The 15,553-nt window shown below is 70.2% G+C and carries 15 protein-coding genes; 6 read left to right on the forward strand and 9 right to left on the reverse strand.

Features of this window, described 5'->3' with window-relative positions:
* The first annotated feature begins 25 nt into the window (after positions 1 to 25).
* Genes ACWPKK_RS20340 through ACWPKK_RS20355 form a run of 4 tightly spaced genes read left to right on the forward strand, consistent with a single transcriptional unit; the run spans position 26 to position 4,342 of the window.
* Positions 26 to 1,288: a GTPase gene (locus tag ACWPKK_RS20340; protein WP_452007662.1), complete on the forward strand. Its 1,263-nt coding sequence runs from the start codon at positions 26 to 28 to the stop codon at positions 1,286 to 1,288.
* Complete coding sequence (locus tag ACWPKK_RS20345; RefSeq protein WP_452007664.1) at positions 1,285 to 2,082, forward strand: MinD/ParA family protein; 798 nt, start codon at positions 1,285 to 1,287, stop codon at positions 2,080 to 2,082. The genes ACWPKK_RS20340 and ACWPKK_RS20345 overlap by 4 nt, the downstream gene beginning before the upstream one ends.
* Before the next feature lie 8 nt (positions 2,083 to 2,090).
* Positions 2,091 to 3,992 carry a hypothetical protein gene (locus tag ACWPKK_RS20350; RefSeq protein WP_452007668.1) on the forward strand — a complete coding sequence of 634 codons (1,902 nt, stop codon included), beginning with the start codon at positions 2,091 to 2,093 and terminating at the stop codon, positions 3,990 to 3,992.
* Entirely contained in the window at positions 3,989 to 4,342 is a 354-nt protein-coding gene (locus ACWPKK_RS20355) for a hypothetical protein (protein WP_452007670.1), read from the forward strand. The genes ACWPKK_RS20350 and ACWPKK_RS20355 overlap by 4 nt, the downstream gene beginning before the upstream one ends.
* 10 nt (positions 4,343 to 4,352) lie before the next feature.
* Here the strand turns inward: ACWPKK_RS20355 and mnhG are convergent, their stop codons facing one another.
* From mnhG to ACWPKK_RS20395, 8 genes are read right to left on the reverse strand one after another with little or no spacing between them, the layout of a single operon-like run.
* On the reverse strand, positions 4,353 to 4,703 hold the full coding sequence (mnhG, locus tag ACWPKK_RS20360; protein ID WP_149224326.1) for a monovalent cation/H(+) antiporter subunit G: 351 nt from the start codon (positions 4,701 to 4,703) through the stop codon (positions 4,353 to 4,355).
* Positions 4,700 to 4,981, reverse strand: a complete 282-nt coding sequence (locus ACWPKK_RS20365) for a K+/H+ antiporter subunit F (protein ID WP_452007672.1) — start codon at positions 4,979 to 4,981, stop codon at positions 4,700 to 4,702. The genes mnhG and ACWPKK_RS20365 overlap by 4 nt, the downstream gene beginning before the upstream one ends.
* Positions 4,978 to 5,466, reverse strand: a complete 489-nt coding sequence (locus tag ACWPKK_RS20370; RefSeq protein ID WP_324869124.1) for a Na+/H+ antiporter subunit E — start codon at positions 5,464 to 5,466, stop codon at positions 4,978 to 4,980. Before ACWPKK_RS20370 ends, ACWPKK_RS20365 begins: the two co-directional genes overlap by 4 nt.
* A gap of 8 nt (positions 5,467 to 5,474) precedes the next feature.
* Entirely contained in the window at positions 5,475 to 7,076 is a 1,602-nt protein-coding gene (locus ACWPKK_RS20375) for a monovalent cation/H+ antiporter subunit D (RefSeq protein ID WP_452008248.1), read from the reverse strand.
* 8 nt (positions 7,077 to 7,084) lie between these two features.
* Positions 7,085 to 7,429, reverse strand: coding sequence for a Na+/H+ antiporter subunit C (locus tag ACWPKK_RS20380; protein WP_194914214.1), 345 nt, complete (start codon positions 7,427 to 7,429; stop codon positions 7,085 to 7,087).
* Between the two features lies 1 nt (position 7,430).
* On the reverse strand, positions 7,431 to 10,397 hold the full coding sequence (locus ACWPKK_RS20385; RefSeq protein WP_452007675.1) for a monovalent cation/H+ antiporter subunit A: 2,967 nt from the start codon (positions 10,395 to 10,397) through the stop codon (positions 7,431 to 7,433).
* A gap of 57 nt (positions 10,398 to 10,454) precedes the next feature.
* Entirely contained in the window at positions 10,455 to 10,964 is a 510-nt protein-coding gene (locus ACWPKK_RS20390) for a PTS sugar transporter subunit IIA (RefSeq protein ID WP_452007677.1), read from the reverse strand.
* Entirely contained in the window at positions 10,951 to 11,877 is a 927-nt protein-coding gene (locus tag ACWPKK_RS20395) for a universal stress protein (protein ID WP_452007679.1), read from the reverse strand. Before ACWPKK_RS20395 ends, ACWPKK_RS20390 begins: the two co-directional genes overlap by 14 nt.
* Positions 11,878 to 12,055: 178 nt before the next feature.
* Here ACWPKK_RS20395 and ACWPKK_RS20400 point away from each other — a divergent pair, with 178 nt between their 5' ends.
* The gene (locus ACWPKK_RS20400) at positions 12,056 to 13,714 is read left to right on the forward strand and encodes an ATP-binding protein (RefSeq protein WP_452007681.1); all 1,659 of its coding nucleotides are present in this window, start codon (positions 12,056 to 12,058) and stop codon (positions 13,712 to 13,714) included.
* Entirely contained in the window at positions 13,711 to 14,331 is a 621-nt protein-coding gene (locus ACWPKK_RS20405; RefSeq protein ID WP_452007683.1) for a response regulator transcription factor, read from the forward strand. Before ACWPKK_RS20400 ends, ACWPKK_RS20405 begins: the two co-directional genes overlap by 4 nt.
* A gap of 9 nt (positions 14,332 to 14,340) precedes the next feature.
* Here the strand turns inward: ACWPKK_RS20405 and ACWPKK_RS20410 are convergent, their stop codons facing one another.
* Positions 14,341 to 15,243 (reverse strand): cell wall hydrolase, encoded by a 903-nt coding sequence (locus ACWPKK_RS20410; RefSeq protein ID WP_452007685.1) that lies wholly within the window; start codon positions 15,241 to 15,243, stop codon positions 14,341 to 14,343.
* Between the last annotated feature and the right edge of the window lie 310 nt (positions 15,244 to 15,553).

Here is a 15,553-nt window from a genome sequence, read left to right on the forward strand (position 1 = left end):
CCCTGCCTGACGGAAGGCACCGCCGATGCGGCTGAAGTCCTTCCACGCCAAGACCATGTCCGACGCCATGCGGATGGTGCGCCAGTCGCTGGGCGACGACGCCATCATCGTCGCAACGCGCGAGGAGGAAGGCGGCGGCGTGCGCGTCACGGCGGCGGTGGAAGAGGACGACCTGCCGGCCGCCCCCGTTTCCGGCGGTGCGCGCGGCGGTCGCGCCAAGGCCCCGCCGAAGCCGGTCGAACCCGAGATCGACGTGGGCGAGGTGGTGGCCGACGCCCTGCAGCGCCACGGTGTCCCCGCCACCCTGGCCGAACAGCTGATCGACGCCGCGTCGGGCCTCGACACCGAGGATCCGCGGCTGGCGCTGGGCTCGGCGCTCGATTCCTATTTCACCTTCAATCCGCTGCCGGACGGCCGCAGCCCGGTGAAGCCGCTGGCGCTGGTCGGGCCGCCGGGATCGGGCAAGACGCTGGTCGCGGCCAAGCTGGCGGCCCGCGCCGTCTTCAAGAAGCGGTCGGTCGGCGTCATCACCACCGACACGGTGCGCGCCGGCGGCGTCGACCAGCTGGCCGCCTTCACCCGGCTGATGAAGCTGAAGCTGGCGACGGTGGAGGACCCCGACGCGCTGGCCGGCGCCTTCGAAGTGCACCGCAAGACCGACCTCGTTCTGGTCGACACCGCCGGCCGCAACCCCTTCGACGCCGTAGACATGCAGGATCTCCGCGCCCTGCTCGGCGCCGGGGAGGTGGAGCCGGTGCTGGTCCTGCCCGCCGGGCTGGACGCGCTGGAGGCCGCCGACATGGCGCTGGCCTTCAAGGCGGTCGGCGTGCGGCGGATGCTGGTCACCCGGCTGGACATGGCCCGCCGGCTGGGCAGCCTGCTTGCGATCGCCGCCCGCGCCCGGCTGTCCTTCTGCGACGCCAGCGTGTCGTCCAAGGTGGCGGAAGGGCTGACCGCCCTGAACCCGCTGGCGCTCGCCCGCATGATGATCCCGGCCGAGGAGAAGGCGCCCGCCGCCAAGGAGTCGGCACCGCGCCGCACCGCCCGCACCGCGGACTGGGAAGAGGAAGGCGACGGGCAGCCGGATCATGAGCCGGACCATACGCGCGCGCGCAAGCCGACCTTCGGGCGGGGCTATGAGCCGGAGGACGACGAGCCGGAGATCGAGCCGGCGCCGCCACCCCCGCCACCACGCAGGGCCGCCGCCAAGCCAACGAAACCCGCAAACGCAAAATCCGCAACCAAGGCAAAAGCCTCCAGTTCCCCCTCGTCGAGGACCCTGCCATGACCGATCCGGTGTTCCCGGCCGCCCTCAAGAACGTTCGCCCGCTGCGCGGCGCCAACGTCATCGCCGTGGCCAGCGGGAAGGGCGGCGTCGGCAAGACGTGGTTCTCCATCACGCTCAGCCACGCCCTCACCAAGGCGGGAATGAACACCCTGCTGTTCGACGGCGACCTCGGCCTCGCCAACGTCGACATCCAGCTGGGCTTTTCTCCCAAGAACGATCTGGGCGCCGTCATCAACGGCGAGGTGACGCTTGCCAAGGCGGCGCAGCGCTTCCCCGACACCGGGTTCGACATCATCGCCGGCCGGTCGGGCTCCGGCACGCTGGCGCAGCTGCCGAGCCAGCGCCTGTCGGGCCTGCGCAACGACCTGCTGGAACTGGCCAAGGGCTATGACCGGGTGGTGATGGACATGGGCGCCGGCGTCGACCGCACGGTGCGCACCCTGTCGGGGCCGGCCGGCACCACGCTGGTGGTGACGACGGACGAGCCGACCTCGCTGACCGACGCCTATGCCTTCATCAAGCTGACCCATGCCACCAACCCGTCGGCCGACCTGCGGATCGTCGTGAACATGGCGCAGAGCGTGAAGGACGGCGAACGCACCTACGGCACCATCCTGAAGGCCTGCCAGAACTTCCTGAAATACAAGCCGGCGCTGGCGGGCATCATCCGCCGAGACCTGAAGGTGCGCGACGCCATCCGCAACCAGACCCCGCTGCTGACCCGCTCGCCCGCCTGCGACGCGGCACGCGACGTCGAGGCGATCGTGCAGCGGCTGCTGGCCGGTTCCAAGTAGCGGAACCGATGGGCGGGGCGCTCCCACCATCGGTCACGCCCGCTGCCGCCACCGCCGTGGCGGCTCCCGCCACGCCCGCACCCGTCACGGCCGAGGCCACGGTCGTCCAGCTGCCCGAACGGCTGCCGGAGGTGACCCGCCCGGTGGTGCTGACCGGCACCGTCGCCGGCCAGACGCCGGAAGGCCTGACCCGCGTGCGCACGTCGGCAGGCGAACTGCTGCTCGACAGCAAGGCGGAGCTGCCGCCCGACAAGCCGGTCACCGTCCAGATCACCCCCGGCAACGGCACACCAACGCCCACCACACCGGCGACGGTCACAGCCAAGCCGACCGCGCTGATCCTGCTGCAGGCGCTGGGCACCCCAACCGGGACGGGGGCGGCCGGAACGGCGGCAGGCGGGACGACGGCAGCCACGCCCGCGGGCAGCCCGGCGCCCGGAAATGCCGCGACTCCCGCCGTCCTGCTGCCGACCCCCACCCCGACCACGGTGCCCGCCCTGCCGCCCCTGCTGCCCGGCACGGTGGTGCCGGCACTGGTGATCGCCGGCGGATCGGGCGCCAAGCCAACGCTGGCGGCGCCGGCCGGCGGCGCCGCACCCCAGCCGCCTCCCCCCTCCCCAACCGGCGCCAACCCGGTCGGACCGGCCAAGCCCGAGGCTGCGGCACCCGCCACACCGGCACCCGCCACCCCATCCATGCCGGCACCGCCGATGGCCGGGGGAAGTGCAACCTTCGGCACGCCGGTCCAACTGGGCGGCGATGCGGCGCACCCCGGCGCGGGAACCCCGGCATCGCCTGACCAGCCGCCCGGCACTGCCGCCGGCACCGCTGCCGAGCCGCCCGATCTGCCGCGCGGCGCCACGGTGGCGTTGAGGATCCTGACCGTCACCCCGCCTCCGCAACAGCCGCGCCCGCCCGGCGACTCTGACGCCGGTGGACGGATCGGGCAGGGCGGAAGCCAGACCGGCAGTAGCCAGGCTGGCAGTAGCCCGGCTGGGAGCCAGGCCGGCGGCCAATCCTCTCCGGAAGCGGCAGCTCCCGCCCTTCCGCCCGACACCCCCGTCCTGCGCGGCACGGTCGCCGGCAGCACGCCGCAGGGTCAGCCGATTTTGGCGACCAAACAGGGCATGCTGGCCCTCAACGTCGCGGCCAGCCTGCCGCCGGGCGCCAAGGTCACCGCGGCTCTCACCGACCTCGCCCAGGCGACCCAGGCGGCGGCCCCCACCCTGCCCGGCCCGCCGGGGCCGGTCGGCGAGCGCGACTGGCCGGCGATGCGGCAGCTGATGGCGACATTGGCGGCGTCCGACCCGACGTTGGCGAAGTCGATGCTGGCAACCATGCCTCAGCCGAACCGCAAGCTGACCGCGGCGCTTGGCTTCTTCCTGGCGGCGATGCGCGGCGGCGATGCCCGGGGCTGGCTGGGCGACGATGCCTCCTCCGCGCTCGACAAGGCCGGCCGGCGCGACCTGCTGGAGCGGCTGGACAAGGATTTCGAGGGGTTGCGCCGCGAGGCCGCGGAACCGCTGCCGGGCGACTGGCGCAGCTACACCATCCCGCTGATGGATTCGACCGGTCCGAAGCCGATCAAGCTGCATGTCCATCCCCTGAAGGAGGACGAGGAGGGCGACGGCAGGCCGCGCGGCAAGCCCGGCAGCCGTTTCCTCATCGATCTGGACCTCAGCCGCTTCGGGCCGATGCAATTGGACGGCTTGGTCCGGCCGAACCATTTCGACCTGATCCTGCGCAGCCACGCCACCCTGCCGCCGGAGCTGCGGGTGGAGCTGATCCAAGTCTTCGCCGACAGCGTGCGGGCGGTGGGCTACAGCGGCGGGCTGTCCTTCCAGTCGGGCGCCCGCAGCTGGGTGAAGCTGACCCGCGCCGGGCAGGCCGGACTTGGAGTTTCCGCATGAGGCGCGAGCGCCTGACCACCCGCCCCTCCCCCGACGCCCGCCACGACTATCTGGTGGAACTGCACGGCGAACCGATGGCCGGCACGCGCCTGACCCTGCGTCTGGTGCCAGACCGGCTGGTGCCGGACCCGGCCTCCGTCGCCGCCTATCTGGCTGAGTTCGCCGGTTTCGCGGACGGGCTGGAGGCGTTGGCGCTCGCCATTCTCGACGACCTCAACAACGAGCTGGTGCCGCGCTGGGTCGAGGTGGTGCTGGAACGCGACACGCCCCTGCTCCACCGCGTGGTGATTGAGGACCGGCAGCCGAACTGGGACAACCCGCAACTGATGGGGCGGCTGCGGCGGATTTGAGGAAGCCCGGTCAATCCGACGGCGGTGGCGGCACCTCGTCGCTTCCCTCCGTGCGGTCGCGGTAGAGGGCGGCGCGGGCCAGCAGCATCAGGGTGATCGGCGTGGTGACCACCATCAAGGCGGTGATCAGCAGTTCGTGGATGATCGCCCGCGATTCCAGGACGGAGAAGAACAGCATCGAGGCCAGCAGGATGCAGCCGATGCCCAGCGTCGAGCCCAATGTCGGAGCGTGGACGCGCTGGTAGAAGCTGTCGAAGCGCAGCAGACCGACCGTCCCGATCAGCGTCAGGACGGCGCCGGTCAGCAGCAGCACTGCGGTCAGGACCGCCGCCCAGGCGGGAATTTCGGCCAGATGGGTCATTCGATCACCTCCCCGCGCATCAGGAACTTCGCCAGCGCCGCCGTCGACACGAATCCCAACAGGGCGATGATCAGCGCCGCTTCGAAATACAGGATGCTGCCGGTGCGGATGCCGAAGGTCAGCAGCAGCATGGTCGCCGTGACATAGAGGGTGTCCATTCCCAGCACGCGGTCCTGAGCCCGCGGCCCGCGCAGCACCCGGAAGGTCGCGAAGGCCATGGCGACGACCAGCAGGATCTGGGTCAGAAGGATCGTTCCCATCAGCAGCTTCACGATCATTCGAACAGCTCCATCAACCGTGTCTCGTACCGCCCCTTGATGGTCTCGATCCACACCTGCTCGTCCACGAGATCGAGGATGTGCAGGAGGATGGTATTCCGCGTCCGGTCATAGGCGACCCACACCGTGCCTGGCGTGGCGGTGACGATGCAGGCCAGCGTCGCCAGCCCATAAGGTGCCCGGAGGTCGAGCGGAATGCGCACGAAGCCCGAAACCCGGCCGCCCTTGCCCGGCCGAAGGATGATCCGGGCGACGGCGATGTTGGAGCGCACGATGTCCTCCAGCACCAGCAGCAGGAGCGACACGGCGGCCCGCGGCCGACGGAGCCGTCCGCCCGGAAGGCCGAGCGTGTTCAGCGTCGCGGCGGTCACAAGCGACAGCACGCCGCCGAGGATGATCGTGCCCGGAGCCACGCTTTCGTTCAGCAGCAGCCAGACTCCCAGCAGGGTCGCGGTCATCATGGGGTAGGGAAGCCATCGGCTCATCGACGGTCTCATTGGGAGCCTCCCGTCGTTCCGGGTGTACGGGCAACGGACATCACGGCGCCGTTGTAGTCGCGCGGCGCATGCAGCGACCTCGCGGTGTCCTCCATGTAGCGCATCGCCGGCCCGGACTGGACGGTCAGCGCCACGTTGAGGGCGAGCAGAAGCAGGACCGGCGCGATTTCCGCCACCCGCACGCGCGGCGCCTCCTCGGAGGGGGAGGCCCAGAATGCGTCGATGCCGGCCCGCGTCATGGCCACCACCGTCGCCAGCCCGGACAGGACCAGCGCCGCCATCAGCACCCAGGTGGTGACCGGCACGTCCGGGCCGGCGGCCAGCAGCGGCGACAGGATCGCGAACTTGGCGAGGAAGCCCGACAGCGGCGGCAGGCCGGCCAGCAGCAGCGCGCTGGACATGAAGCCGATGCCGAGAATTGCCATCGTCGCCGGGATGGCGACGCCGGCCCCGCCATCGTCGGACTCCTCGTCATCGCCCTCACCGTACGCCTCGCGGGTCACCGCCAGCACGTCGGCGCCGACTGCGCGGCCGCGCTCCACCAGTTCCACCACCAGGAAGAAGCCGGCGACCGCCAGGACCGAGCTGCTGAGATAGAACAGGGCGCCGCCGGTCACCGACAGCTGCCCGGCGCCGATGGCCGCCAGCAGCGTGCCGGACGACACCAGCACGCTCGCCCCGGCCAGCCGCGCCATGTTCTGCGTCGCCAGCACGGCGATCGACCCGAAGCCGATGGTCAGCAGCCCGCCGACCAGCAGGACGGTGCCGCCGAAGCCGGAGGAGGCCCCTGCCCCGTCGCCGAACACCAGCAGCCACAGCCGCAGCACGGCATAGACGCCGACCTTGCTGAGGATGGAGACGATGGCGGCAGAGGCCGCACCCAGGGTGGAATAGGTGTTGGGCAGCCAGAAGCCGAGCGGCCACATCCCCGCCTTGATCAGGAAGGCGACGCCCAGAATGGCCGCCCCGGCCTCCAGAAGTCCCCGGTCCTCCGCTGCCAGACCGGCGACGCGGCCGGCCAGATCGGCCATGTTGAGGGTGCCGGAGATGCCGTAGATCATGCTGACGCCGATCAGGAACAGCAGCGACGCCGACAGGTTGATGGCGATGTAGTGCAGCCCCGCCCGCACCCGCGCAAGGCCCGAGCCGTGCAGGGCAAGCCCGTAGGAGGCGGCCAGCATGATCTCGAAGAAGACGAACAGGTTGAACAGGTCGCCGGTCAGGAAGGCGCCGTTCAGCCCCATCAGCTGGAACTGGAACAGCGAATGGAAATGCGCGCCCGCCTTCTGCCAGCGCGGCAGCGAGAACAGCAGGGCGGCCACCCCCAGGATGCCGGTCAGCACCAGCATCAGCGCGGCGAAGCGGTCCAGAACCAGCACGATGCCGAAATTGGCCGGCCAGTCGCCCAGCCGGTAGACGCGGACGCCGGCCGCGCCCGAATCCGCGACCGTCATCGCCAGGATGGCCAGCCCGAGCAGGGCAAGCGCCGACGCCATGCCGATCACGGCCTTCAGCGTGCGCTGCCGCTCGTCGATCAGCATCATCACCGCTCCCGCCAGCATGGGCAGGACGATGGGCGCGATCGTCAGGTGATCCATCCAGCCGGTCACCGGCTCTTCTCCTTTCCGTCGACATGGTCGGTCCCGGTCAGGCCGCGGGCGGCGAGCAGCAGGACGAGGAACAGGGCGGTGGTGGCGAAGCCGATGACGATGGCGGTCAGCACCAGCGCCTGCGGCACCGGATCGGCATGCATGGCGAGGTTGCCGGCCCGGCCGCCCTCCAGGATCGGTTCGGCGCCGGTGCGCAGGCCGCCGGTGGAGAAGATGAACAGGTTGACGGCATAGGACAGCAGCGACAGGCCGATGATCACCTGGAAAGTGCGGGGCCGCAGCAGCAACCACACGCCGGAGCCTGTCAGCACGCCGATGCCGAGCGAAAGGATCAGTTCCATGTCAGTCGTCTCCCACGGCGGACGGCACCGGCCCGGATTGCACCGGTTCAGGTACGGCCGGCATCTCCGCCGGTCGCGGCGCGGCGGCGCGATGGCCGCGCAGCGACTGGCGGGCCAGCGCGATCAGGATCAGGATGGTGGCGCCCACCACCAGGGCGAAGACACCGATGTCGAACAGCAGGGCGCTCGCCACCGGGATCTTGCCCAGCACGGGCAGCTCGGCGTAGGCGAAATAGCTGGTCAGGAAGGGCCGTCCGAAGATCCAGGCGCCGAGCCCGGTGCCGGCGGCCAGCAGGATCCCGACCCCCATCCAGCGCATCGGCAGGACGCGCAGCCGCGCCTCCACCCACTGGGTACCGCCGAACATGTATTGCAGGATCATGGCGATCGCCACGGTCAGCCCGGCCGCGAAGCCGCCGCCCGGCAGATCGTGACCGCGCAGGAGCAGGAACAGCGCCACCATCAGGATCAGCGGAAACAGAAGCCGTGCGATCAGCGATGGGATGAACAGCCATTCCGCCGCCGTATCGCCCTCCTCGCGGTCGGGTTGGGAGGCGTCGAAGGCGCTCTGGTCGCGCTGCTGTTCGGGAACGTCGACGCTGTCCGGCGCCGGGCGGAAGCGGCGCAGCAGCGCATAGGCGGTCAGCGCCACGGCGCCCAGTACGGTGATCTCCCCCATGGTGTCGAAGCCGCGGAAATCCACCAGGATGACGTTGACGACGTTGGTGCCGCCGCCCTCGCTGTAGGCAAGCTCCAGGAAATGCTGGGCCAGCAGTTCCGGCGGGAAGCGGGTCATCACGCCGAAGGAGAGACCCGCCATGCCGGCCCCGGCGGCGATTGAGATGCCGAGATCGCGCAGGCGGCGTGTCAGGGTGACCGCCTCCGACCCGCGGGCGCCGGGAACGTCCAGCCGCTTGGGCAGCCAGCGCAGGCCCAGCAGAAGCAAGATGGTGGTGACGACCTCCACCAGCAGCTGGGTGAGCGCGAGGTCCGGGGCGGAGAACCAGACGAAGGTGACGCAGACGACCAGCCCGGCACCGCCCAGCAGGATCAGCGCCGCCAGCCGGTGGAACTTCGCCTGCCAGGCGGCGCCCAGCGCGAAGGCGGCGCCCAGCGCCCAGATCAGCGCCAGCACCGGATCGATGCCCGACGGCACCAGGTTGCCCGGCCCCAACCCGCGCAGCCAGACCGTCCAGCCGGCGGCCAGCACCGCCACGCACACCACCAGACGAAGCTGCGGCTGCAGGCGGCGGGTGCCGACCAGCCCCTCCGCCGTGCGGGCGAGGCGCCAGGACAGGAAGACCATGGTCCGTTCGAACATGCGCCGGCCTTCCAGCGCGCGGATCAACGGCGGACCCTCGATCCCCTTGGCGAGATGGCTCTGCAGCAGGCGGTAGAGGCAGACCCCGGCGATGAGCGCTGTGATGCTCATCATCAGCGGCCGGTTGAAGCCGTGCCAGACCGCAAGGCTGTATTCGGGCGTCGCCGCACCCAGCGCCGCCCGGGCGGCCATGTCGAGATAGGGGCCGACGGTGGCGGCCGGCAGGATGCCGATGACGATGCAGGCCAGCACCAGCACCTCGACCGGGAAGCGCATCCAGGCCGGCGGTTCGTGCGGCTTCTTCGGCAGGTCCACCGGGTCCGGTCCGAAGAAGGCGCCATGGATGAAGCGCAGCGAATAGGCGACGCTGAAGGCGCTCGCCACCATGGCGGCGATCGGCAGGACGTCGAAAAAGACCGGCAGCGGACCCTTGGCCGACAGCGCCTCGGCGAAGAACATCTCCTTGGACAGGAAGCCGTTCAGCAGCGGCACGCCCGCCATTGCGGCGGCGGCGACCAGCGCGAGGCGCGCGGTGAAGGGCATCAGGCGGTTCAGGCCGGACAGTCGCCGGATGTCGCGCGTCCCCGTCTCGTGGTCGATGATGCCGGCGGCCATGAACAGCGAAGCCTTGAAGGTCGCATGGTTGATGATGTGGAAGATCGCCGCCACCAGCGCCAGCTCGCTGTTCAGGCCCAGCAGCAGGGTGATCAGCCCGAGATGGCTGATGGTCGAATAGGCCAGCAGCCCCTTCAGGTCGTGCTGGAAGATGGCGATGTATGCGCCGAGCAGCAGGGTGGCGAGGCCGGCGGACCCGACGATCCAGAACCACGCCTCCGTCCCCGCCAGCGCCGGCCACAGCCGCGCCAACAGGAAAACGCCCGCCTTCACCAGCGTCGCCGAATGCAGATAGGCCGACACCGGGGTCGGCGCCGCCATGGCGTGCGGCAGCCAGAAATGGAAGGGGAACTGCGCGCTCTTGGTCAGGGCGCCGAGCAGGATCAGCACCAGTGCCGGCAGATAGAGCGGATGCGCGCGGATGCGGTCGCCCGCAGCCAGCACGGCGTCCAGTTCGTAGCTGCCGACGATGTGGCCGAGGATCAGGACGCCCGCGAACAGGCAGAGGCCGCCGGTCGCCGTGACGGTCAACGCCATGCGCGCGCCGTCGCGCGCGGCGGCGGTGTGGTGCCAATAGCCGATCAGCAGGAAGGAGAAGAGGCTGGTCAGTTCCCAGAAGAAGGCGAGCTGGATCAGGTTGCCCGACAGCACCACCCCGGTCATCGACCCCATGAAGGCGAGAAGGAAGGCGAAGAAGCGCGGCACCGGGTCCTCGGCCGCCATGTAATAGCGGGCATAGACCACCACCAGCGCACCGACGCCGAACACCAGCCCGGCGAACAGCCAGGCCAAGCCGTCCATGCGCAAGGAGAAGTCCAGCCCCAGCGTCGGCATCCATTCGGCCGAATAACGCACCACGCCGCCCGCCGACACCGTCGGATAGACGGACCACACCATCGCCAGCCCGACCAGCGCCACGCCGCCGGCCAGCCACGCCGCCGCGTTGCGCGCATGCGTGGGCAGCAGCCCGGCGACGAGCGCACCGGCGAACGGGAATGCAACGGCGATCAGGAGCAGCAGTGCGTCGGGCATGAAGTCCTACGGTCGAATGGATCGGCGGAGCCGGGCGAAATCAAGGGCCGGGCGGGATCAGAGGCCGGGCGGCGCGTCGTCCGGATCCTTGACGATGTCCGGATCCTCCCCATCCCGGGCGACGGCCTGGAGGACGATCTGGGCCGCGTCGGCGGGCGTCTTCGCACCGCGCAGCCGGCGCACCGATTGCGGATCGCGCAGGGCCCCGCAGATCTCGGCCATGGCGGCCAGCAGCCCCTTGCGGTTCGATGCCGGCCACAGGGCGAGGAAGACGAGATCGACCGGTTCGTCGTCGCGCGCGTCGAAGTCGATCGCGCGCTGGAGCCGGGCGAACAGGACGACCGGGGCCGCCAGTTCGGCAAGCTCCGTATGAGGAAGGGCCACGCCCTTGCCGAGCGCGGTGGAGCCGATCTTCTCGCGCGCCAGCAGGGCATCCAGGATTTCCGGCGCCGGCCGGCCGCTCCGGGTCGCCGCCTCCGCCGCCAGCCGGTCGAGCAAGGCCGGCTTGGTGGCGGGAGCGGCGTCGAGGATGACGTCGGCCGCGGAAAAAAGCTCAGTGATGGCCATCTGGTTCTCCGGCATCCGACTCTCCATTGAGGCCAAAGGTGGAGGCGGGCACCGGGGACCGAACGCCACCCGTACCGCCGATCAACACGTCACAGGGCAGCGCCTCGATCACTTCGGAGGCCGTGCTGCCCAGCAGGGCACGGGAAACGCCGCTGCGCCGGGCGGAGCCCAGGGCGACCAGATCGTACCGTCCGTCCCGCGCGAGATCGACGATCCGCCGCCCCGGAGAACCGGTGAGCAGGATCGTCTCGACCGCCGGTTCCTGATCCGGTTCGCCGGACGGGGTGCCCAGCACTTTCCGGAAATCGTGCGCGACCTGCGCCGTGTCCAGGGGCGCCGTGTCCAGGGGAGAACTGGACCGGCCCGCCATCCCCGGCAGATCGACGACATGCAGCAGGTGGATGCTTCCCTCCCGCATCAGCATCCGCACGCCGTCAACCGAAGGGCGCGAGCGTTCGGAGAAATCGACCGGCACCAGCGCCCGCAGATAGGGCTGGAGCGGCTTGTCTCGCACGATCAGCATCGGCGTTCCATCGGCGATCGCGATCCGCTCGACGGTGGAGGCCAGGAACAGGTCAGCCACACGGTCGCGCTGGTGCAGTCCCACCACCAGCAGGTCGGGGAGCCACAGCCCGGCATAGCCGGCGACCCGGTGTTCGACGGCGTCGCCGCGCACCGCGACCGCCTGGGACCGGATTTCCATCCCGCCGGGCACTGCCAGGATGTGGCGCTGGAGTTCCGCTTCCACATGGTGCAGCGGCAGGCAGCCATAGGGACCGCCGGTGCCGTCGACGACATGCAGCGCCGTCAACTCCGCATCGAACCGGCGGGCGAGATGGACGGCGCGCTCCAACGCGCGGTCCGATTTCGGTTCCAGGTCGGTTGCCAGCAGAATTCGCCGGAGGCTCGCCATCGTGACTTTCGATTCATTTGCAGAGACCCCTTGATGATCGGAAGTCGGCCGCAGTCTGTCCATGCCGGGAAATACGGACCTGAAAGGGTCGCGCGGCGCTCTGCCGAATGTCCGTAGTAATACGGGGCGGATCATTTCACCTGATGCAGTCCGGACCGGTTGGCGTTACCATCGGTCCATGCCACAGACTATCCGCCGCCGATGGATGTTCATTCCGGCCTATCTGGCCGCCCATATGTTCCTGGATTGGATCAGCTTCATCCATGCGGTGTCGTCGATCAACATCACGCCGTGGAATCCGCCGGCCGGCCTGATGATGGGGCTGTCGGTGCTGCTGGGCCTGCGCGCGGTGCCGCTGGTCTGGCTGGGACTGACCGTCGCCGACATCGTGGTCCGCGACCTCCCGGTCGCCCTGGGAACGCCCCTTCTGGCGAATGGCATCGTCGCCCTGGGCTATGGGACGGCGGGAGGGATGCTGCGCAAGGTCATCGATCCGGGGCTGTCCAGCCTGCGTGACATCGTCCTGCTGCTCGGCGGCAGCGCGGCGGCGGTTCTGGTCATCGGGCTGGGCTTCATCGCCGTCCACACGGCGGCCGGGCTGTTCGAATGGGCGCGTTTTCCGGAGGTGCTGCTGCGCTTCTGGACCGGCGAGATCATCGGCATCGCCGTCCTGACTCCGATGGTGCTGATGGTACGGCGCATGCCGGCGCTGCGCTGGTCATGGAGCGGTGCCGCCGAGATTCTGGCCCAGGGCGCGCTGATCGGCTTCACCCTGTGGCTCGATTTCGGTCCGCTGGCCTCGTCGCAGTACGAGCATTTCTACCTTCTGTTCCTGCCGGCCATCGCGGTCGCGGTGCGGCACGGGCTGGGCGGGGCGGTGCTGGCGTCGGCCGCCACGCAGGCCGGGCTGATCGCCGCCATCCAGGCGACCGGCGTCGACACCGCGCGCATGGCGCATTTCCAGCTTCTGATGTTGACGCTCGCCATCACCATCCTGCTGCTGGGCGCCGTGGTCAGCGAACGACGCCGGGTGGAGGACAGGCTGCGGGTGCGGCAGTCCGACCTTGCCCACGCCTCCCGCCTGATCGAGGCGGGGGAAATGGCGGCGGCGCTGGCCCATGAGCTGAACCAGCCGCTGGCGGCGACCATGGGCTACGCCCGCGCCGCCCGCAAGATCGCGCGCCTGGATGACGCGTCCCCCCGGCTGATGGAGATCCTCGACAAGACGGTCACTCAGGCGGAGCGGGCCGACCGCGTCATCCGCAGCCTGCGCGACTTCGTGCGCAAGGGTGCCCGCGATCGGGCGCCGCTGCCGGTCGCCACGCTGATCGCCGACTGCCTGACGCTGGCCGGCCCGCTCGCCAGCCGGCATGCGGTGGAGATCGCGGCGGAGGTCGCTCCCGCCCTGCCGGCCATTGCCGGCGATGCGGTCCAATTGCAGCAGGCGATCCTAAACCTCGTCCGCAATGCGGCGGAGGCAATGACGCCCGACGGCGCCCGGCCGGAGGAACAGCCGGACCGTGAACAGATGGGGCGGCGGCGCATCGTGATCTTCGCCTGTCAGGCGGCCCAGCCCGGTTTCGTCGCCATCGGCGTGCGCGACACCGGCCCCGGCCTTGCCGAGGTGGTGGAGCGCAACCTGTTCGCGCCCTTCGTCACAACCAAGCCGACCGGCATGGGGCTGGGGCTGTCCATCGTGCGCACCATCGTCGATTCCCATGGCGGCACGCTGACGGCACGCAGTGGCGGTGGCGCCGCGAATGGCGCAGAAGGGGGAACCGTGTTCCAGTTCACCATTCCCGTGCATGCGAAGGACAGGCAAGGAGAGTCTGCATGATGATCGAGAAGCCTGTCGCCTTCGTGGTGGACGACGACGAGGCGGTGCGCGATGCCCTGGCGCTCCACCTGGATCTGGCCGGGCTGTCGGTGCGCTGCTGCGCTTCGGCGGCGGAATTCCTGGATGCCGCGTCGCCCGACCAGCCCGGCTGCGCGATCCTCGACATCCGCATGCCGGGCATGGACGGGCTGGATTTGCAGCAGGAGATGATCCGCCGCGGCCTGACCCTGCCCGTCATCATCATCACCGGCCATGGCGACGTGACCGCCGCCGTCCGGGCCTTCCGCGCGGGCGCCGTGGATTTCCTGCAGAAGCCTTTCGACGAGGATCTGCTGATCGAACGGGTGCAGGAGGCCTTCGAGCGCGACCTCGCCGCCCGCCGCGACGAAGTGGAGGCCGGGGAAATCCGCCGGCGGCTCGCCCTGCTCAGCCCGCGCGAACTGGAAGTGATGGAAATGGTCGCCGAGGGCCTGCCCAACAAGATCATCGCCCAGCGGCTTTCCATCGGCATCCGCACGGTGGAGACCCACCGCGCCCGCGTGCTGGAGAAGATGGAGGCGCGCAACGCCCCGGAGCTGGCCCGCATGCAGATGCGGCTGGGCGAACGGCGGGAATAGGCGGACGCCTTACTCGCCGACCTCGGCCACCTGGGTTTCGGCCGGGCTGGTCCGTTCGGCCGGGGCGGGCGGATAGCGGTAGAAGGAATGGTCGCCGATGGAGGCGGTGCGCAGCCGCGCCTCCGCCCAATCCGGCTTCTGGCGCCGGAGCGCCGCCTGGGTGGGCGGGCTGTAGAACAGCGAGGCGCGCGCGGTGGGATCGGGCATCTCGTCGTCGTTCAGGTTCCAGGCGAGGCCGCGAGCGAGGCGCAGCGCCTCCTGGTCCGGCGCCGTGCGCAGCTTCGGCCAGGACGGCATGCCGCCCGCCCGGATCACCTGTGCCTGACGACGGATTTCCGCCAGGATGCGCCGGGCCTCCGCCCGGTTGACGACGCGGGGGTCCTCCGCCACTTGTTGCGGCTCGGCCTGCTTGGCGCGGGATTTCGCCGATTTGATCGGCTTGCGGCGCTTCTCCGGCTCCACCTGCTGGGGTGGGGAGAAGGGTTCGAACTGGCCGGCGGCGACGACGACGCGGCAGGGCAGCGACGGCTGCGACGCCGATGCGGCCCGGTTGGCGACCACCCACATGACGGCGGCCATGGCGTCGGCACCCTCGCCCCGCGCCTCGGCCCAGCCGGCGAGCGCCAGGCAGCGGCGCTCGCGCTCCGCCTGCCAGGGGGTCAGCATGTAGACCGAGGAGCCGATGACCACCGGCTGCTTCGCCCCGCCCCGCTTTGGCACGGTCCCATTCAAATCGCCGACGAAGCGGGCGCAGCCGTCGTCGCCGGAAGGGCAGACCGGCCGATCGGCCTGAAAGCCGCCACTGATCAGAGCGCCGATGTCAGCACCGGTTTCCCGGGCGACTGCCTGGGCGCCTGCGCCGGCGGGAGCCAGGACGGTCGCGAACAGCAGGGCGAGGAGGGAGTGGCGCATCCCGGTCTCTCCGGTCTGGGGAAGGGGACTTCCTTCGACAGGAGGGACGGACCGCAAGTTCCGTGATTCGTCCACTTCTCCGATGGCTTAAGCCTGAGGGCGGCGGATGTAATCCGGCAGAGTCCCGAATGGGTTTTCCGGCGGCTTCGGGTGTCGGGTTCGGGCATGAACCCGATGACGCACATAGGTCCGGCATCGACTAAACCCCTGCCGCACCGAGAACTTTCCGTCATCCCCGCGAAGGCGGGAAGCCAGGGTTCCCAGATGGGGTCTCTCCCGGAAAAGCCTGGATTTCCGCCTTCGGGGGAAT

Source organism: Azospirillum largimobile (assembly GCF_977007025.2).